Below are 19,133 nucleotides of genomic sequence, written 5' to 3' on the forward strand. Positions count from 1 at the left end.
ATAATATTGTATAAAAAAATGGCCGCTATTTAGCGGCCATTTTTTTATTTAAAAGGAGAGTGATCGTCATCCAAATACATAAAGTCTTCAAAAGGATTCTTGTCTACGTCAGAATCGATTGGTTTTAAGAAAGGCTTTTCAATCGAAGGCGCAAATCTTCCTGAACTTCCTTGGATGTCAGCCAAAGCAGCCGCCAAAAGCGGTTCGTTTACGTCTCCTAAAACACCTAGGTTTAAAGCGCTTTCAATGACTTCAATATCAGGAACCAATCCGCTGGAAGGCACTGCTTCATCAAGTGAATTGATAGATTGTGCAACCAAAGGCTGTAGAGCATAAGTATGTGTAGGATTTCTATTTTGAGCCGTAAAGTTTGGTGAATCGTACACTGTAATAGAGGCTTGACTTTTTCCAACAGTTTCGTCTCCCACCACAACAACATCGATATAAGGATTTAAACTATTAATGACCAACTCACTTGCCGAAGCTGTACGAGCAGAAGTGATAATGTACACTTTACTCAAGTTAAGATGGTTAATTGCAATACCATTAAAACTATCTTTAAATTCGTAAGTTGAATTTTGAGATTGAAGATCGCTGTTGTAAATAAGTTTTGAGAAGTTTTCGCCCGTAAACTGTCCTGTCACCATGCTTCCCAAAAGCGAAGCTGTATTTACAGAACCACCTGGATTGTAACGGAAATCCATAATTAGGTGTTGCACATTGCTAGCTTGAAATTCGGCAAAAGCATTGTTTAGGTGGCTATCGTAATTATTGTTAAATCGATTGTACATTAAGTAGCCCACATTTTCTCCATTCACTTCCAAAATACTGGAAATATAAACAGGGTTTTCATTATAAACTACTTTGGTTAAGCTTGTGGTCTGTCCATTAGATTCTACAAAGTCATCCTCATTTTCGGGAGTGCCATTATCATTATAGTCTACAAAGCCCAAAGTGTAACTTTGTTGATTTAAAAGTTGACCGTAATTATCTATATTCAAAACCGTTCCATCAACCGAATTAAATATTTGCCCTCTCTGTACACCCGCAGCTGAAGCTTCACTGTCATTTAAAACCATTTTAATGATTCCAATGACATTTGAAGAGTTTTCTGGGAATTCATAAAGGGTATACTTAAGCCCGTTGCTATAGGAAGTGCCATCAAAACTTTGTTCCAAAGCAATATAATCATCCACAATAACACTAAATCTATCAACGGTTTCACGTTGGTAAATCAAGCTTTCAAACAATTCTTCGGGCGTCAAAAAACCGTTGAGATAATTACTGTATTCTTCATTGGAAGCAAAGCGGTTGTCTGCAAGATCAGGGATTTCACTTTTATAGAGATACCAAAAGTTCATGCCTTTCCAAACGAAATCTTTGACATTAGTTGTAGAAGAACTAATGGTGTCATCCATATCGTCAAAACAGCTTGTGGCTGTAAAAAGGACCAATGCCAAAAGGCTCAATTTTAAAAACTTCATAGGTTATTTTTTTGATGTCGCTTATTAAATAAGCTTCAAAGTAGGTTAATAAGCTCTAAATTTACTTACATTATGGTGAATTAAAAAAATAATTTATAACGTGTTTTAATTTCTGAACGTCAATAAACACAAGAGATTACGGTATTCAATAAAAAATATGTTTTTACGCCGTAACAAAAAATAAGGTATATCGTCGTAAGGATAGAAAGCGATAATAGAACGTTTTCGACTGACCAAACCAAACAATGACACAGAGTGATTTTGTACATATTGTAATGCCTTTAAAGGATAAGGTTTTTAGACTGGCAAAGCGCTTGTTGGTATCTCGGGAAGAAGCCGAAGATGCCACTCAAGAGATTTTTGTGAAGTTGTGGAACAACAAACAGAAAATGGCGGAGTATAAAAATATTGAGGCATTTTCTATGACCATGACCAAAAACTTTTGCTTGGATCGTTTAAAGTCCAAACAGGCACAAAACCTAAAAATTGTTCATAGCAATTATCAAGATCATAATGTGGCGTTGCAAAGGGAAGTTGAAGTAAGGGATAGCATGAGTTGGGTATCCAAAATCATGGAAGAATTGCCAGAACAACAACAAATTATCATACAGCTTAGAGATATTGAGGGGTATGAATTTAGTGAGATTGCCAAAGTAGTAGACATGAACGAAACCGCCATTAGAGTGGCATTGTCTAGGGCAAGGAAAACAATAAGAGAAAAATTAACACATACGCACAGTTATGGTATTAAATAGTATAGAGCGGTTGCTGGAAAAGTACGATAATGGTGAGACCAGCTTGAGAGAAGAAGCGCAGTTAAAGGCCTATTTTGCTCAAGAGGATGTGCCACCACATTTAGAGTCGTACAAGGTAATGTTCCAGTATTTTGACGCTACAAAACAAGAGCAGTTTACCAAGGACGTTCCATTAAAACCTAAGAAATATCAATTGTATAGATGGATTTCAGTCGCGGCAGTAGCAGTTCTTATGGTGTCGGTGTATTTACTTACCGATACAAAACAAGGGTTGGAGAGTCTTAGCCATGATGAGCTAATGGCCTACAACCAAACAGTGGAAGCTCTCAACCTAGTGTCTACAAAGTTTAACAAAGGAGCAAGTAGTTTAAACGCTTTGAGCCTTGTCTCCCAAAATTTGGAAAAAGGTGTGGAGTCTATGAACTACGTAGGAGAGTTTTCAGAAACAACAAACAAGATTTTTAACCTAAGTAATTAGAAAAAGAAACAAGATTATGAAAAAATTAGCGCGTTTTAGCACATACGTAAACCAAACACATACTATGGGCAAGAGTTTAATTATAATGGTAGCCTTGGTATTATTGCCAGTGCTGTCATTCGGTCAGAGTATTTTCGATAAATACGAAGATCAAGATGGGGTTACTTCTGTCATTATCAACCAAAAAATGTTCAGCATGTTGGCTAGTGTCAATGTAGATTTGGACGATCCAGAAGCTCAACAATTTATGGATATGGCCAAAAGAATTACAGGTCTAAAAGTATTTACTACAGATAATATGGAGGTTTCCAAAGATATGAATGCAACAGTAAATAGTTATCTTAAAAGTTCCAGTTTGCAAGAACTAATGAGAATTAAAGATGGGGACCAAACTGTAAAATTCTACGTGAAGGAAGGAAAGGATGAAAACCACGTTAAGGAGTTGCTGATGTTTATTAACGGACTTACAGAATACACTAAAGACGCGGATATCACTATAAATGGTGAGAAGCGTGAAGTGGAAACAGTGTTGTTGTCTTTGACGGGAGATATTGACTTACGTCAAATCTCCAAAATGACTAATAGCATGAACGTCCCTGGAGGCGAGCATTTAGAAAAAGCAGGTAAGAAAAATTAAGATTATGATACCATCAATCAAAAATAGCATCTGGTTGGTAGCCTTGGTTATAGCTTTATTAAGCTGTAGCCAAGGACCAACGTTGCAAACCTATTATGTAGATAACGAACTTAAACCAGGTTTTACCTCTATAGATGTTCCAACTAGTTTTTTGAATATAGAAGAAACGTCGTTAACCGAAGAGCAGAAAGAAGCCTATGAGTCGGTTGATAAATTGAATATGTTGGCTTTTGTAGTATCCGATTCCAATAGAACGGAATATGAAACTGAGGTAGCAAAGGTAAAGACCATCTTAAAGGATCCTAAATACCAAGAACTTATTAGAGGAGGAAATTCTACAGACGGACATTTTGTAGTAAAGTATCTTGGAGAGGAAACCAATATCGATGAATTGGTGCTTTTTGGAGATTCCAACGACAAAGGATTTGCTATTATCAGGGTTTTGGGCGATAACATGAACATTAACAAAATCATGAAATTGTCATCGGTGTTGGAAAATGCAGATTTGGGAGAAGCCGAAATCGGGAAGTTTGCCGAAATGTTCAAGTAGAAGAATAATAAATAACACATAAAAAAAATCACCTTGATTCCAAGGTGATTTTTTATTTATAGATGTAATACTATTTTATTTTGATTGTTTATCAGAAAGAATCATCACACAGAAATAGGCGATGAATGCTCCAAAACTGATAAACAATAATAGTTTGATCATGAAATTGTCCAAAATGTCAAAAAGCCCCGAGATAAAAAATCCAGCAGCAATCACAGCTGTAAAAATTACGGATAGGACATTTCTGCTCATAATCTGTTAAGTCAAATTAAATACCAGTATAATTAGATGGTGTGATTACTTTTAATTCGTCCTTGATTTCTTCAGACACCTCTAAGGTATCAATAAAATTTGAAATAGAGGATTGAGTAATCTTTTCATTGGTTCTGGTAAGTCCCTTTAACGCTTCGTAAGGATTAGGATAACCTTCTCTTCTCAAAATAGTTTGAATAGCTTCAGCAACTACCGCCCAGTTGTTTTCTAGGTCTTGAGCAAATTTAGCATCGTTTAACAATAGTTTGTTCAATCCTTTCAGCGTAGCCTTAAATCCAATGATGGTATGTCCAAAAGGAACTCCCACATTACGTAAAACCGTACTGTCGGTCAAGTCTCTTTGTAGACGAGAGATTGGTAATTTAGCAGCCAAGTGCTCAAAAATAGCATTAGCAATTCCTAAGTTTCCTTCAGAGTTTTCAAAATCAATTGGGTTAACTTTATGTGGCATTGCGCTACTTCCAACTTCTCCTTTTTTGATTTTTTGCTTGAAATAGTCCATAGATACATAAGTCCAGACGTCTCTGTCCAAATCAATCAAGATGTTGTTGATTCTTTTCAAGGTATCAAAAAGGGCCGCCATGTGATCGTAATGCTCAATTTGTGTAGTAGGGAAGGAGTGGTACAATCCTAATTTTTTCTGTACAAACTGTCCTCCAAATTCTTTCCAATCAATTTTTGGGTAAGCTACTTTGTGAGCATTGTAGTTTCCTGTAGCCCCACCAAATTTAGCAGCACTTGGGATGTCGTTCAACAAAGCCAATTGTTCTTCAAGACGTACTACAAATACATTAATTTCCTTACCTAAGCGTGTAGGAGAAGCTGGTTGACCGTGTGTTCTTGCCAACATTGGGATTTCTGCCCATTCCTCTACAAGTTCTTTTAATTTGTTTACAACACTAAAATATTCAGGAACGTAAACATCGTTCATGGCTTCCTTAATGCTTAAAGGAATAGCTGTGTTGTTGATATCTTGAGAAGTCAATCCAAAGTGGATAAACTCCTTGTATTTGGCAATGTCAAGAGCGTCAAACTGTTCTTTGATAAAATATTCAACAGCCTTAACGTCGTGATTGGTAATACTTTCAATGTCTTTAATTTTAAGAGCATCTTCCGATGAGAAATTTAGGTAAATAGCTCTTAACTTATCAAATAGCGTGGCGTCAAAATCGGCAAGTTGGGGTAGCGGGATTTCGCAAAGTGCGATAAAATATTCAATTTCTACCTGAACGCGATATTTAATAAGCGCTTCTTCAGAAAAATATGGAGCAAGCGCCTCTGCTTTACTTCGGTATCTCCCATCAATTGGAGAGATGGCATTTAATGGTGATAAAGACATGATGTATGTTTTTTTAGAAGTTGCAAAGATAATCTTTTTAGGTGTAAGACCGAAGTGCAGATTATGAAGTTTTTGGAAGAATTGGGGCGACTTTTCTTTACAAAATCTAAGATTTTATTTTTTTGAGAATATGCCGTGCTCGGGCCTTATATCCTGCACTTTGCAATTGAAAATCACGCTCCAAGATCATGGCAAGTTCCGGATGGATCCAATCGTAATCCTTGCCTAACATAAAAAGGGTATGCATGGCATAGGCCTTTGGCGCAATTTTTTGATCATTGATCATGTAGTCAAAACAGACTTCAATAATGCGTTCCCTATGGGTTGGGGACAATTCGGTTTGGATACGGTTTGGAGTTTTGTCGTAATAGGCTTTAATCAGGTATTCACATACTTTGGCTACAGGCCTTACAGCCGAATCCAGATGCACTTTGCCCATATCTTCCGTGAACCTATCTAGGAATGGAATCAAAGCCTCCAAATCTTCTCCACCTACAAACTCCAATACCCAAGCGGCCCTACACGAAACCTTGTCATCCACCATAAACAAAATATCCAATAATTTAGGAATAAGTGTAGGGGTAGAGATTACCAAATTGGCATAGTACAAGCGCTTTTCGCGGGAATGGTTGACAAAATTTAATTCGTCGTAGAGTTGAGCTGAAGTCACTATTTATTGCTATTTTTAAATCCTAAAAATAACTAAAATGAAAATATTCAAGAAAATCTTGTTGGTACTTTTAGTCCTTGTTGTTGTGGCTCAGTTTTTTGGTCCTGAAAAGAATCAGGGAGACCTTGCTTCTTTGGAGCCTTTTTTAACTGAAACCAATCCTCCTGAAGATGTAAAAGTCATTTTAAAGGAAAGTTGTTATGACTGTCATAGCGATGTAACTAGGTATCCTTGGTATAACAATATTACACCAGTGAACTTTTGGATGGGAGAGCATGTAGAAGACGGTAAGAAACATTTGAATTTCTCTGCTTGGAATGACTATTCTGTGAAGAAAAAGGACCATAAATTGGATGAATTGATAGAAGAAGTTGAAGAAGGCAAAATGCCTTTGCCATCATATACATGGACTCATGGTGAAGCCAACCTTACCGAGGCCCAAATAATAGCTCTTAATAATTGGGCCAAGCAATTGCGCACCCAATACCAAGCTCAAATTACCAGCAACGATTAATGAAACAACTGCTTATTATCGGCTTCGTGTGGCCTGAACCTAAAAGTTCGGCAGCGGGAAGCCGAATGATGCAATTAATTTTTAGTTTTCTACATCAGAATTACCAAATCACCTTTGCCACGGCAACGGCTAAAACCGATAATGCTTTTGATTTAGAAAGCGTTGATGTTACAGTAAAAGCCATAGAGCTGAACAGCTCAAGTTTTGACACTTTTGTCAAGGAATTGCATCCTGATATTGTTTTGTTCGATCGGTTTTTGGCTGAAGAGCAATTCGGTTGGCGGGTAGCAGAGCACTGCCCAAACGCTCTACGTATTTTGGATACTGAAGATTTGCATTGTCTACGCCGCGGAAGGCATCAAGCTTTAAAAGAAGGAAAGGAATTTGATAATAGTTATCTGTACAATGATACAGCCAAAAGGGAAATAGCCAGTATCTATCGCTGTGATATTAGTTTGATCATTTCTGAAGCGGAAATGAACTTGCTTACCAATACCTTCAAAATAGTCCCTTCACTATTGTATTATTTACCGTTTCTTCTCGATGAAATCCAAGAAGGTACCTTAAGAAGTTTACCTACGTTTCGGGAACGACAACATTTTGTGAGTATTGGTAATTTTTTACATGAGCCTAATTACAATATGGTGTTGCATTTAAAAACTGCTATTTGGCCATTGATAAGAAAGCAATTACCTAAAGCAGAATTACATGTCTATGGCGCCTATCCCTCCCAAAAAGTGTTTCAGTTACATAATGAAAAAGAAGGCTTTTTGATAAAAGGTGTAGCTCCCGAAGTCGATGAGGTTATGCAAAGTGCTAAAGTGTGTTTGGTACCTCTACAATTTGGCGCGGGACTTAAGGGGAAATTAATAGATGCTATGTTGAACGGTACACCTTGTATGATGAGTCCAATTGCAGCCGAGGGCATGTTTGCCCAATTGCCTCCCAATGGTTTTATTACAGGAACACCTCAAGAATTTGCAGACCAAGCAGTGTGTTTGTACAAGGATAAGGTGTCCTGGGAGCAGAGCCAAGAACAAGGTTTTCAATGTCTGGAAAAGCGATTTATGCAATCCCAATTTGAAATGCCTTTTATGAATCGGGTAGAGGAACTATTAAAAACTTTACCTCTTCACAGACAACAAAATTTTATTGGCTCCATGTTATTACACCACAGTATGCAAAGTACCAAGTTTATGAGCAAATGGATAGAGGCTAAAAATGCATAGATTTTTTACAACATTGAGACTTTTCCATATTTTTTAATGGTTTTTGCTTAAATCTTATTTTAGGGAGGGGATAATTGCTGAATTTTTAATGTAAATTTACAGTAAATTTTTACAAAGCATTTGTGATCCCAAAAATACATATATTCCTATTCCTAGTTTTTCTACCTATTTTTTGTGCTGCCCAAGGTAATGTACCTCCTTCCATTGAAGCTGAGGGAGATCAGGATTACTGCCCCTTGTCGCAAATTAGCATTGTCACCAGTTTTGATATTGTCGATCCCGACGATACTAGTGTAGAGGCACTCTACATTCAAATATCTACGGGCTATCAGCAGGGTGTTGATAATTTGGTCTTAACAGGAAGCCACCCTAACATTTCTACAAGTTGGGATGCCAATCAAGGAAAGCTGACTTTGACAGGAGTGGGCACTACAGAGCCAACTTATACCGATTTGATTGCGGCTGTTAATGATGTGATGTACCAAAGCAACACGGACAATGTTTCTGGGGAAAAGTATTTTTCATTTACGGTTGGAGATGCCAACTTTTTACCCTCTACCGGGCATTATTATGAGTATGTTCCAAATTTGGGAATCACGTGGATAGCGGCAAAAGCTGCTGCGGAAAGTAGTACATATTACGGTCTTCAAGGGTATTTGGCCACTATAACGTCTGCCGAAGAAGCGCAATTATCAGGAGAGCAAGCTGCAGGGGCAGGTTGGATAGGTGGAAGTGACGTAGAGTCTGAAGGGACTTGGAAATGGATGACAGGACCAGAAGAAGGCATGGTATTTTGGAATGGCGGCGTGAACGGATCTACACCCAATTATGCTTTTTGGAACACAGGAGAGCCCAATAATTTAAACAATGAAGACTATGCCCATGTCACGGCTCCGGGAGTTGGTGTTCCAGGATCTTGGAACGATTTGCCAAATGCAGGGGATACTTCGGGAGATTATCAGCCAAAGGGTTATATAATTGAATATGGAGGCATGCCGGGCGATCCGGAAGTGGATATTTCAGCGAGCACCAAAATTACCATTCCCGAAATTGTAAATGTTGTTGGTGCTACGGTTTGTGGTTCGGGTTCCGTGGAATTGGAAGCCGTTTCTTCGGGAGGGACAGTATTATGGTTTGATGATCCAAATGGGACTTCTATTGCTTCTGGATTGACATTTACCACGCCAGAAATTTCAGTAACAACCACTTATTATGTATTGGCTTCCATTAATGGATGTCCTAATGGAATTAAAGAGCCTGTTGTTGCTACGGTAGTTGAAATTCCTACCATAACAGATTATAGTGAAGCTATTATTTGTGGTGGATCGGGCAGTGGCGTACTTAGCGCAACCCCTTCTCAAGGAACTGTTTTTTGGTATGATGCCATGGTTGGTGGTAATGTAGTGGGGACAGGAAATTATTTTACAACACCAGAACTTAGTGATACCGCGACGTTTTATGCCGAAGCTCAATATAACGATTGTATAAGTGAAAATAGAGTTCCCGTGACCTTGACGGTTCAAGATACACCATCACCTATAGCAGATGCGGAACAAGTTTTCTGTACTTTAGAGAATACTACTATTGCAGATTTACAAGTTGAAGGAACTGCCGTTGTTTGGTATGGCACTGAAACAGGTGGGACGCCTTTAGCTACTTCACAAAACTTAGAGAATGGCACTAGCTATTATGCTTCCCAAACTATTGATGGTTGCGAAAGTTCTATTCGTACCATGGTAACGGTGGTCCTATTTGAAACGCCTCAGGTACCAAATGATATAGCGGTTTTGGAAGTTTGTGATTCCAATTTGGATGGCGATGATACCAATGGTATTTCAAGTTTCGATTTAACCCAAAATGAATCTGTTATTTTGGATGGAGCCCCAGCTTCAGAGTATAGTTTCTCATATTTTTTGGATGTGGCATTTTCTCAGGAAATCTTAACTCCTGACAATTTTGAAAATACAGTTGCTAATACTCAATCTATTTATGTTCGAATTACCAATTTTCAGGAGGATGGGTGTTATTCGGAAGGGAGTTTTGACATTCAAGTAAATGCTTTGCCAGATGTTGTTTCAAGTTTGGTTTTTAAAAATTGCGATGAAGATGGGTTGGTGGATGGATATACTAATTTCAATTTGAATGAAATTAATGAAGTTTTGGTTGACGGAAGTTCAGAAGCGTTTGAGATTTCCTATCACCTGACTTTAGACGATGCCAATGATGGCATTGAGGCAGTAGATCCCGTGCCATTCAATAATTCTGTTTCGGAAGAAGTGTTTGCGAGGGTTGTTTCCGTAAATGGGTGTTTTCGGGTTTCAACCATTACATTAGAGGTGTCCACAACTTCGTTTCAGGACGGTTATATGGAAACTTTAGAGTATTGTGATGACGATGGTGATGGTTTTTATGAATTCGATTTAAGCCAGATGTCACAGGTGTTTTTGGACCAATTTCCAACAGGGCAAAATTTAAGTGTTCATTACTATCAAAATCTAGCAGATGCCCAACTCGAGCAAAATGAAATTGATGCCTCTGTACCTTATACCAACGAAACTCCTGATGCGCAATTATTGTATGTTAGGGTTGAAAGCGATGACAATGGTGATTGTTTTGGGATTGGACCTCACTTGATGTTGGAAGTCTATACTTTGCCTCAATTTGATACCGACGATGAAGTCATATATTGTTTGGAAGGAGATCCTGTTACCTTGATGGTGACAAACCCTAACGGTAGTTACACCTATGAATGGACAGATAGCAGTGGTACAGTTATTTCTAATACACCTTCAGTTCCTGTTGCTTCGGGAGGATTGTACTCGGTAGTTGCGACTTCGGAATATGGTTGTCAATCGGAACCGAGTGTGGTAACAGTCATAGAATCTTCGGTTGCAGAATTGGATGAGGAAGATATAACGATTCAGGATTTTTCAAATAATAATACCGTTTCTATAAATCCCAACGGTTTGGGTATAGGAGATTATGAATACGCCTTGGATGATGAGTTTTCAAGTTTCCAGGACGACCCTTATTTTGATGAGATTGCTGCAGGAGAACATATCTTGTATGTTCGTGATAAGAATGGTTGTGGCATCGCCCAATTAGAGATTTTTGTAGTAGGTTATGTGAAGTTTTTCAGTCCGAATGGAGATACTTATAACGACGTCTGGAATATCAAAGGATTTAATGAAGCCTATTCTGAAAAATCCACCGTGAACATTTTTGACCGATACGGAAAGCTTATGGCCGTAATCAAGCCTTCAGGTTCAGGATGGGACGGCACCTTTAACGGTGTGGCTTTACCTGCTACCGATTATTGGTTTGAAGCTCAATTGATACGTTTAAATGGGCAAACTAGAACCTTAAGAGGGCATTTTAGTCTCTTAAGATAGGTCTAGTTGTAATAGCCGGATGCTTTGAGATAATCCTTGATATCGTTGGATAGTTCCAATGCCCGATTTTGCACTTCCACCACATAGGTCTTGATGCGTTTTTTTCTGAAAAGACTAGTGCGGAGTAAATTTCTCCCCTTTACAGATTTTAATTGAGCCTCCAAAACTGCTTTTTGAATGGAGTCATTGTGGAGAAATGGCAAGTCTTCATCTAGGTATCGGCTTTCAAATTCATCATTGTAATACCAAAATTCAGCTTCTTCCAAAGTATATTTTTCATCCCAAACAACATGGGTGAGATATCTGGTTTTAACCGTGGTGTAATAGGTGTTAATATTGTTGTAAAGCTCTTTATTGTCAATAAGTTTGGAAATGTTTGTGGAGTTGTATTTTTGGTAGGTTCTGTCTATAATAGGCTTGGTGAGGTAAATAGGCATCACTAATTTGATAATGGTATCCATTTCTAGATGTTCATGCGAAATCTGCTTTAAAAGTGTTCTTTTTCTATTGCTCATATCATCCAGAAATTGGATGTGGTCCTCTAGGTTTTCCAAATCCAATGCAATGTCAACTGTCAAGTCGTTTAGGTAATCCAAGGTATGTTGTTTTTCAATTCGGTCTTGATTCCAATTGTTTACTTGGAGCGCAATAAGAATCCCTAAAACGACAAGAAGAATTTCTCCCAAGGCATATTTTAAATACTGTCCCAATTTATTTTTATCCAGAAGCGTTCTTCTGATGTTTTTAAAGAATTTCAGCATAGTTGGTTAATGAAATGATAGACATTAGCAACTAATTTAATCAAAATTGAATAAAGCGTTTAAATGGCTTGTTCTCTTAGTTGGAAAAAACAAAGGGAAAGCTAAATATGGTCAGAAAGTAATTTTTTTAACAATGAAATTTGCCCAAGATGATAATAGCTGTGTTCTATGATGGCTTCAATGTTGCGTTCCCAGGTTCCGTAGGCCTCTTTTACAAAAACTTTATCTAGATCCTTAGAGGAGAGTTTTTCAACCTCAAGAGCAAAGGTTGCTGCATCTTCAATGATTATTTTCAGTCGTTGTTCCCAATCTTTTTGAGAAGTTATAGGAGGGAAATCAAAACTGAATTTGTCCTTTATCAAAAGGTCTCCTCCTTGTAAAACATTTAGAGTGCCAGCAATGTAGTAGTGGATGTGTTGGGAAAGTGCACCTATAGTATTGAGTTGCCCAACAGGTGTGATGGCCATTTGCCAATTGACATCGGAGAGCAGTGATTTTAAATTGGTGTTCGCAATCCAATCCCCAGAAAGGATCACCTCCCTAAACCGATTGGCAATTTGTTTTGAGCGTTCCATAAAAGTAAAGGTTACCATCAGGGTTTTTAAGTCTAATTCGAAAAAACAGGACATTTAAAAATACAAAATTGAAGGTAACCTTTACTTATTTTTTAATAAAATAGAGAAGTCAATTCTTCTGCAGATATTTCATAGGACGGATGGAAATCTTCAGACTCCATATAGTTAAGAACGGATTGGTATAATTGACGTGCTTCTGGTTTGTCTGCAATTTTGTTCAATTGGGACATGCAAACCAATAACTTTCCTTTACCAACCTTAAATTCGAAAATGAGGCCTAATTTGTGATTGCGTTCCAAATTGTCAATTACTTGAACAATCGGACGATAATCATAGGATGTATTATCTAATATCAGAGAATTACTGTTTTTGATAATTGAAAACCATTGCCAATTAGTATGAAAATCGGTAGGGAAAGCATTAAATATTGGATGTTTTGGATCCATAAGTAATCCTAGTGTTCCAGGAGAAACGGGTTTATTGTTGGATTCGCTAATGCTCTTGAACATGCCATAGTTCCAAAATTCGGGAGGAAAGTGTCCCGGGAAACTGTTCTTTTCAACAGATGATGTTTTTGGGAAATATAAAACCTTACCGCCGTTTTTTAGGTTGTTTAAAGCAGATGTATTCAAGTCTTCAACAATGGAATTATAAGTTGGAATTTCAATATCCTCTTTGGAAGGATACACCCAAATAGGATAGGAGTTGCTGTATTCCGTATTGGGAATGGACACCAAAACGTTCAATCTTTCAGGTTTTTCAATGTTTGACAAGTCAAAACTTAATTTTCCTAACTTGGATAACCCGTCATTGGAAATGGATGTTGCACTAACATTGCCTTGGTTCATGACAAAGCCATTTTCTTTTTCAACTTTCCATTGCACGCCTTCAGTAATCGCCTTGTTGGAATAGTTAACAACATCTAATTGAGCCGTGAAATGTTCACTGTTCCTCCATGTGTATTTAGGGAATTCCAGTAGTAAAACCACATCGTTGCAGGACTGTTTCCACGTTTCAGGAGTCACTACATTTTTACTGTCCATAAAAGCATCCAAAATACCAACCAAAGCTGTTCCTTGACCAGGGAAATCCTGAAGGTCTAAAAGTTGAAAGCCTGCCATATCTTTTGTGCGAAGTGCAGCTTCCATTTCTGCCTTGTAGCAAATAGCCGACCAAGCACCTGAAGCCTTTTGAAAGGCACTATCCAAATCTAGCATACCAGCTTTTTCAAGTCTGTTTTTAAACTCGATAAGGTTCCAAGCCTTTAAAACACCCGTGTATTTTTCAATTTCTTGATAATCCGGATAGATTTGGTATTGTCCAATTTCATGACTGATAATTGGAAGCTCCAAACGAGATACCGAATAATCAAAATTGAAATTTGTTGATGGTGTTTGTGTGTTCAAAATCCCGCCATCCTTTGCATCGGCAAAGGCGTGTGTTAATCTTGTGTGAGCTTTGTTGGCATCGCCATCAAAAGGAGTTCTAGCCCCTACAAAAAACTCGGCATAGTCACGAGGAGGGACATAGCCTATATTATTGTTAGAACCCATGGTGTACAGTGGGCGACCGTCGTAATCTTTTAAAGACATCATTAGTTTTTCAATATTGTCATGCCCGCTCCAAATTTCATTTCCGGGGGAAAACATGACGAAGGATGGGTGATTGGCATAGGATTTCAACATCGCTTCTCCTTCGGCTTTCAATTGGGCAGCAATAGTATCAGACTCCAAACCTCCCCAAAATGGAAGTTCGGCCTGAAGATATATACCTTCTAGGTCTGCCGCAGTAAAGGCTGCTTCTGGTGGACAGTAGGTGTGGAAACGGTAATGGTTGATGCCGTAAGATTTAGCAATCTTATAGATTTTTCGCCAAGATTCCACATCCATGGGTGTGTGTCCTGTAATTGGAAATACGGCAGCATCGTGCTTTCCTCTTAAAAAGGTTGGGCGTCCATTGATGGCAAAATGTCTTCCGTCAACTTTAAAATCGCGCATACCAAAAGTTACAGATTGGGCATCTTTGGTATTTTCGTTGGAAATAATGGCTGTTACTTTGTAAAGTGATTGCTCATATTCATCCCATAAAGCAATGTCGTTTTCAAAGGCATAGCTCACAGTATTTTTGGACTTGTTGGCAAGAATGAATTGCTGAGGTTGTAATTGTGTAGTTACTCCATTGATGCTGCTCTCCACTAAAAGTTCTAGGGAAACTTGATCTGAGCCATTTTCTACTTCAATGGCGACATCAATTGCTTTCTTTTCAATATTTGGAAATACCTGTAAGGTGGAAATATAGGTTTGGGCAGAGGCTTCCAAGTACATTTTTCCAATAACTCCATTCCAATTGGTTTGGGTGTCGTCTGTATAGATGTGTACGTTGCCGTAGGGTGTTAATTTTAAATCGTTATTGATTTGAAGCGTGATATAATGCTCCCCGGGACTTAAATAGGAAGACACATCAAACTGTTGAGGGGCTTGCAATAATTGTGAAGACCCAACATGCTTATTGTCAATCCAAACATTTGAAGGCTTTGTGCGTTCCAAAAACAAAGCGATATGTTGCTCCTTGAAATTTTCAGGAATGATCACCTTTTTTCTATACCAAGCCGCACCTTCATAAGTAAAAGGACGGTTGAGGTGCATTGTGGTGGTATCTGTCTTAACAAAGCCTTTTTTATTGGAATCTGTAGTTCCTGGTAAGGTAACCTTGTCTTTTAAATCTGTTGAGAACCACTTTTCGGAAATACCAACATTGGCCGTGTCCAAGGCAAATTGCCATGAACCTTCTAGATTTAATGTATGTCTGTATTGTGTTGGAGTGGATGTGTTTTGGCAGTTAAAGCAAATCACACAGAGTAGGATAAGATATGTGTATTTCATAAGATATGAAGCCTAAAATGGCTGGTGGTTGTGGTTAATTGAATGTAGGTTAAGTGATTTTATTAAGCTTTTTTCCATTTAATGTTACAGCCAATACTTGGTTTTTGCTTGTCTGAAATAGGAGAATTGCTCAACAATGCATTTATGGCTTCCCTAAGGTCTTTTCCTGTTACAGGAATACCGTTTTCAGGTCTTGAATCGTCCAATTGGCCTCGGTACACAAGCTTTAAATTATCATCAAACAAATAAAAGTCTGGGGTACAGGCGGCATCATAATCCTTGGCTACTTTTTGTGTTTGATCATATAGATAAGGAAAAATATACCCTTCATTAATGGCAGTTTCTTTCATTAGGTCGGGGTGGTCCTCTGGATAATTGTCAACATCATTGCTCGAAATCGCAGCCCAATTAATTCCTTTAGGGGTAAAGTCCTTGGCAATTTTAGACAATTCAGCATTGACGTGCTTTACAAAAGGGCAGTGGTTGCAGATAAACATAATGACGGTACCCTTGACGCCTTTTATGTCATCGAGTGAAAGATTGGTGTCACTTATAGTATCATAAAGTGTAAACTGAGGAGCTGTGGTGCCCAAAGGGAGCATGTTTGAAGGTGTTCTGGCCATAACAATTGAATTAAACTCAAAATTACTCAAAAATTAGCCAAACTGAAAGGATAGCGGGCTTGCATTTGTATAACATGTTCATAAACAATACGACAGGATATTTAAAATATGTTTGTATTTTTGCCGGATGAACAAAGCCATAACTTTTGAGGATTTTGCAAGAGTGGACCTTCGTGTTGGGACCATAATTGAAGTGAATGATTTCCCAAAAGCACATCGTCCGGCATATCAACTTACTATCGATTTTGGAGCCTTGGGAATCAAGAAATCTTCGGCCCAAATCACCTCCTTATATACAAAATCAGAATTATTGAACAGACAGATTGTTGCCGTTGTTAATTTCCCTAAAAAGCAAATAGCCAATTTTATGAGCGAATGTTTGTTATTGGGAGCAGTGAACGGGAAGGATGTAGTATTGTTGAATCCCGAAGACCGTGTGACAAATGGTTCCTCTGTAGCTTAAGCATATGCAAGAATTAGATACTGTCCAAATCCAGTTTAATAATGATGATTTATGGGTGCTCAATATAGCTTTGGCCGTAGTCATGTTTGGTGTGGCTTTGGGAATTTCCATAGACGATTTTAAAAATGTCATAAAGCAACCTAAGTCTATTTTTGTAGGGTTGCTTTCTCAATTTATCATTTTACCCTTCTTAACTTTTTTGGTAATTTTAATATTGAACCCACAACCAAGTATTGCTTTGGGAATGATGATGGTGGCGGCTTGTCCAGGGGGAAATATTTCAAATTTTATGACTCATTTGTCTAACGGGAACTCTGCACTGTCAGTAAGTTTAACAGCTTTAGGAACTTTAATGGCCATCATCATGACCCCATTAAATTTTCAGTTGTATGGGAATTTATATCCACCCACAGCGGAAATTTTAAAGACGGTTGAAGTAGCACCTTTTGAATTGTTGAAATTGGTAGTGCTACTCTTGGGAATTCCGTTGATATTGGGGATGGCAGTACGCTATAAAAACGTAAAATTGGCTGAAAAACTTTCGAAATTCTTAAAGCCACTTTCCATCATTGTGTTCATAGCAATTGTGGTAATTGCCTTTTCAAACAACTTGGACGTTTTCAATAATTACATTTCGCATGTGGTTTATATTGGTTCTGGGCATAACTTGTTGGCTATCTTTACGGGATTTGTTATTGCAAAATTCTTTGGGTTGTCTACAAAAGATCAGAAAACCATTGCTATTGAAACTGGTATCCAAAATTCTGGATTGGGGCTACTCTTGATATTTACATTCTTCAATGGGCTTGGGGGTATGGCCATCATGGCGGCTTTTTGGGGTATTTGGCACATCATTTCAGGTTTAGCCTTGTCGTTATACTGGTCTAAAGTGTCTTCTAAAATTAGCGTGGTTTGAACAAGATTTGGCTGTTTTTAGTAAGAAGCTATATAAAACTGGGGCTCTTTTTTTACTATAGAAGGATCTCTGTTGCAATGCAGGAATCCATTCCCAAGGATGAAGCCGTCATCTTTTTGGGGAACCATCAAAATGCTTTAATGGATGCCTTAATTATTGCGGTTAAAAATGGACGCTTTGTGTATTTTTTAACCCGGGCCAGCGTTTTCAGCAATCCTTTGGTGGCAAAAATTTTAAGAAGCCTGTGGATGTTGCCCGTTTATAGGGTTCGAGATGGATGGAATACCATTTCAAAAAATGACGAAATATTTAAAACCTGTTCCAAATTACTGCATTCTGATAATGCGGTGACCATTTTTCCTGAAGGTAACCACAATTTAAAACGAATGGTTCGTCCATTGAGCAAAGGGTTTACGAGAATTGTTTTTGAGACTTTGGAACGCTATCCAGACACAAAATTGTCTTTGATTCCTGTTGGTATCAATTACGAAAATGCAGAAGGCTATGCCAATGGGGTTTTTTTAAATTTTGGGAAAACTATCGAAGTGACTTCCAAAGACACCATGAAAAGCCCTAATATGGCGCAGCAAATTAAAACAAGGGTTCATGAAGAATTGTGTGCGCTGACCACGCATATCGATTCAGAACATTATGAAAATACCTTGCAACGGTTGGAAGAAGACAAGGTTGATTTTCTTAATCCTATAGCTGCTAATCAATACATCTCAAGTAATTTTGATGCCAAGAACTTGCAAACGGGAAGACAAGATGGATTGCCGAAGGGCTTTTTTATGGGCCTTTTAAAATGTGTCCTGTTACCAACATATTTGGTTTGGAAACATGCGTTGCTTCCTAAAATCAAGGAACGGGAATTTGTAGCCACTTTTCGTTTTGCAGTGGCCATTACCTTAATTCCATTGTATTTGATTTTGACCACATTGTTGGTTGGAGGACTTTGGGGAGCACCAATCGCAGGTGTATACTTCACGGGCATATTGCTTATTGCCCTTCTAGCAGTCAAGTTATAGGAGTTTTTTCGGAACTAAATCAGATGATTTGACTTTGGCACAAAAAAAACGCTACGTTTCGGTAGCGCTTTTTAAGAGTTTTATAAAAATCGAGTGATTATATATCTTCAAAGTTAACGTCGGTGAAACTTCCTGTAGAAGCCGATGTTTCGTAGCTTGTTCCTCCTTCTTCTACATCATCGTTAGAATAGTAATCGTCTTTTTTAAAGTTTTTTTGGTGACGCTCGCTAATTACTTCATCTCCTTTTTCATCAATAACAAAATCAATCATTTCTCCTAAGATTTCGTTGAACTCAGCAAAATCTTCTTTGTATAAGTAAATTTTATGTTTTTTGTAGTGAAAAGATCCATCCTCATTGGTGAATTTTTTACTCTCTGTAATCGTTAGGTAGTAATCTCCCGCTTTGGTTGCTCTTACATCAAAAAAATATGTCCGTCTTCCTGCTCGTAATACTTTCGAAAAAATTTCCTCTTTTTCCATCATTCCTTGGTCACTCATAAGATTTTATATTAAAAAATTAGTTCCTATTAATGTCTCAAAAATCTAAAAAAAATGCTAAGAAA

19 protein-coding genes are annotated in these 19,133 nt (G+C 37.9%); 10 read left to right on the forward strand and 9 right to left on the reverse strand.

Features of this window, described 5'->3' with window-relative positions:
• Window positions 1–44 precede the first annotated feature (44 nt).
• Window positions 45–1,484 (reverse strand): S41 family peptidase, encoded by a 1,440-nt coding sequence (locus ZA06_RS15170; protein WP_082332050.1) that lies wholly within the window; start codon window positions 1,482–1,484, stop codon window positions 45–47.
• 245 nt (window positions 1,485–1,729) lie between these two features.
• Here ZA06_RS15170 and ZA06_RS15175 point away from each other — a divergent pair, with 245 nt between their 5' ends.
• From ZA06_RS15175 to ZA06_RS15190, 4 genes are all read left to right on the forward strand, one after another.
• A complete protein-coding gene (locus tag ZA06_RS15175; protein ID WP_053978346.1) occupies window positions 1,730–2,239 on the forward strand; it encodes an RNA polymerase sigma factor in 510 nt (169 codons plus the stop codon).
• Entirely contained in the window at window positions 2,226–2,717 is a 492-nt protein-coding gene (locus ZA06_RS15180) for a hypothetical protein (RefSeq protein ID WP_053978347.1), read from the forward strand. The genes ZA06_RS15175 and ZA06_RS15180 overlap by 14 nt, the downstream gene beginning before the upstream one ends.
• 64 nt (window positions 2,718–2,781) lie before the next feature.
• Window positions 2,782–3,354 carry a DUF4252 domain-containing protein gene (locus ZA06_RS15185; RefSeq protein ID WP_053978397.1) on the forward strand — a complete coding sequence of 191 codons (573 nt, stop codon included), beginning with the start codon at window positions 2,782–2,784 and terminating at the stop codon, window positions 3,352–3,354.
• Window positions 3,355–3,358: 4 nt separating this feature from the next.
• Complete coding sequence (locus tag ZA06_RS15190; RefSeq protein WP_053978348.1) at window positions 3,359–3,904, forward strand: DUF4252 domain-containing protein; 546 nt, start codon at window positions 3,359–3,361, stop codon at window positions 3,902–3,904.
• Window positions 3,905–3,979: 75 nt separating this feature from the next.
• Here the strand turns inward: ZA06_RS15190 and ZA06_RS16960 are convergent, their stop codons facing one another.
• The 3 genes from ZA06_RS16960 to ZA06_RS15200 form a co-directional block, all read right to left on the reverse strand.
• Window positions 3,980–4,156 (reverse strand): hypothetical protein, encoded by a 177-nt coding sequence (locus tag ZA06_RS16960; protein WP_157503292.1) that lies wholly within the window; start codon window positions 4,154–4,156, stop codon window positions 3,980–3,982.
• Window positions 4,157–4,172: 16 nt separating this feature from the next.
• Window positions 4,173–5,516: an adenylosuccinate lyase gene (gene purB / locus ZA06_RS15195; RefSeq protein ID WP_053978349.1), complete on the reverse strand. Its 1,344-nt coding sequence runs from the start codon at window positions 5,514–5,516 to the stop codon at window positions 4,173–4,175.
• A 106-nt stretch (window positions 5,517–5,622) separates the two neighbouring features.
• Window positions 5,623–6,186: a hypothetical protein gene (locus ZA06_RS15200; protein WP_053978350.1), complete on the reverse strand. Its 564-nt coding sequence runs from the start codon at window positions 6,184–6,186 to the stop codon at window positions 5,623–5,625.
• A 37-nt stretch (window positions 6,187–6,223) separates the two neighbouring features.
• On the opposite strand from ZA06_RS15200, the gene ZA06_RS15205 reads away from it, so the two are divergent.
• From ZA06_RS15205 to ZA06_RS15215, 3 genes are all read left to right on the forward strand, one after another.
• The gene (locus tag ZA06_RS15205; protein ID WP_053978351.1) at window positions 6,224–6,700 is read left to right on the forward strand and encodes a heme-binding domain-containing protein; all 477 of its coding nucleotides are present in this window, start codon (window positions 6,224–6,226) and stop codon (window positions 6,698–6,700) included.
• Window positions 6,700–7,929, forward strand: coding sequence for a glycosyltransferase (locus ZA06_RS15210; protein WP_053978352.1), 1,230 nt, complete (start codon window positions 6,700–6,702; stop codon window positions 7,927–7,929). Before ZA06_RS15205 ends, ZA06_RS15210 begins: the two co-directional genes overlap by 1 nt.
• 122 nt (window positions 7,930–8,051) lie before the next feature.
• Window positions 8,052–11,321 carry an Ig-like domain-containing protein gene (locus tag ZA06_RS15215; protein ID WP_053978353.1) on the forward strand — a complete coding sequence of 1,090 codons (3,270 nt, stop codon included), beginning with the start codon at window positions 8,052–8,054 and terminating at the stop codon, window positions 11,319–11,321.
• A gap of 2 nt (window positions 11,322–11,323) precedes the next feature.
• Here ZA06_RS15215 and ZA06_RS15220 read toward each other — a convergent pair whose 3' ends face one another.
• The 4 genes from ZA06_RS15220 to ZA06_RS15235 all read right to left on the reverse strand — a co-directional run bounded on the left by ZA06_RS15220 (window position 11,324) and on the right by ZA06_RS15235 (window position 16,162).
• Window positions 11,324–12,082, reverse strand: coding sequence for a hypothetical protein (locus ZA06_RS15220; protein ID WP_053978354.1), 759 nt, complete (start codon window positions 12,080–12,082; stop codon window positions 11,324–11,326).
• A 101-nt stretch (window positions 12,083–12,183) separates the two neighbouring features.
• Window positions 12,184–12,657, reverse strand: a complete 474-nt coding sequence (locus ZA06_RS15225) for a hypothetical protein (RefSeq protein WP_053978398.1) — start codon at window positions 12,655–12,657, stop codon at window positions 12,184–12,186.
• Between the two features lie 92 nt (window positions 12,658–12,749).
• Entirely contained in the window at window positions 12,750–15,539 is a 2,790-nt protein-coding gene (locus ZA06_RS15230; RefSeq protein WP_053978355.1) for a sugar-binding domain-containing protein, read from the reverse strand.
• Window positions 15,540–15,601: 62 nt separating this feature from the next.
• Entirely contained in the window at window positions 15,602–16,162 is a 561-nt protein-coding gene (locus tag ZA06_RS15235; protein ID WP_053978356.1) for a thioredoxin family protein, read from the reverse strand.
• Between the two features lie 127 nt (window positions 16,163–16,289).
• On the opposite strand from ZA06_RS15235, the gene ZA06_RS15240 reads away from it, so the two are divergent.
• Genes ZA06_RS15240 through ZA06_RS15250 form a run of 3 tightly spaced genes read left to right on the forward strand, consistent with a single transcriptional unit; the run spans window position 16,290 to window position 18,569 of the window.
• The gene (locus ZA06_RS15240; protein WP_053978357.1) at window positions 16,290–16,625 is read left to right on the forward strand and encodes a tRNA-binding protein; all 336 of its coding nucleotides are present in this window, start codon (window positions 16,290–16,292) and stop codon (window positions 16,623–16,625) included.
• A 4-nt stretch (window positions 16,626–16,629) separates the two neighbouring features.
• Window positions 16,630–17,541 (forward strand): bile acid:sodium symporter family protein, encoded by a 912-nt coding sequence (locus ZA06_RS15245; RefSeq protein WP_053978358.1) that lies wholly within the window; start codon window positions 16,630–16,632, stop codon window positions 17,539–17,541.
• Window positions 17,538–18,569 carry a 1-acyl-sn-glycerol-3-phosphate acyltransferase gene (locus tag ZA06_RS15250; RefSeq protein WP_240472307.1) on the forward strand — a complete coding sequence of 344 codons (1,032 nt, stop codon included), beginning with the start codon at window positions 17,538–17,540 and terminating at the stop codon, window positions 18,567–18,569. The genes ZA06_RS15245 and ZA06_RS15250 overlap by 4 nt, the downstream gene beginning before the upstream one ends.
• Before the next feature lie 97 nt (window positions 18,570–18,666).
• Here ZA06_RS15250 and ZA06_RS15255 read toward each other — a convergent pair whose 3' ends face one another.
• Window positions 18,667–19,068, reverse strand: a complete 402-nt coding sequence (locus ZA06_RS15255) for a PUR family DNA/RNA-binding protein (protein ID WP_053978359.1) — start codon at window positions 19,066–19,068, stop codon at window positions 18,667–18,669.
• Window positions 19,069–19,133 lie beyond the last annotated feature (65 nt).

The sequence above is a fragment of the Mangrovimonas xylaniphaga genome (assembly GCF_001280435.1).
Taxonomy (GTDB): domain Bacteria; phylum Bacteroidota; class Bacteroidia; order Flavobacteriales; family Flavobacteriaceae; genus Mangrovimonas_A; species Mangrovimonas_A xylaniphaga.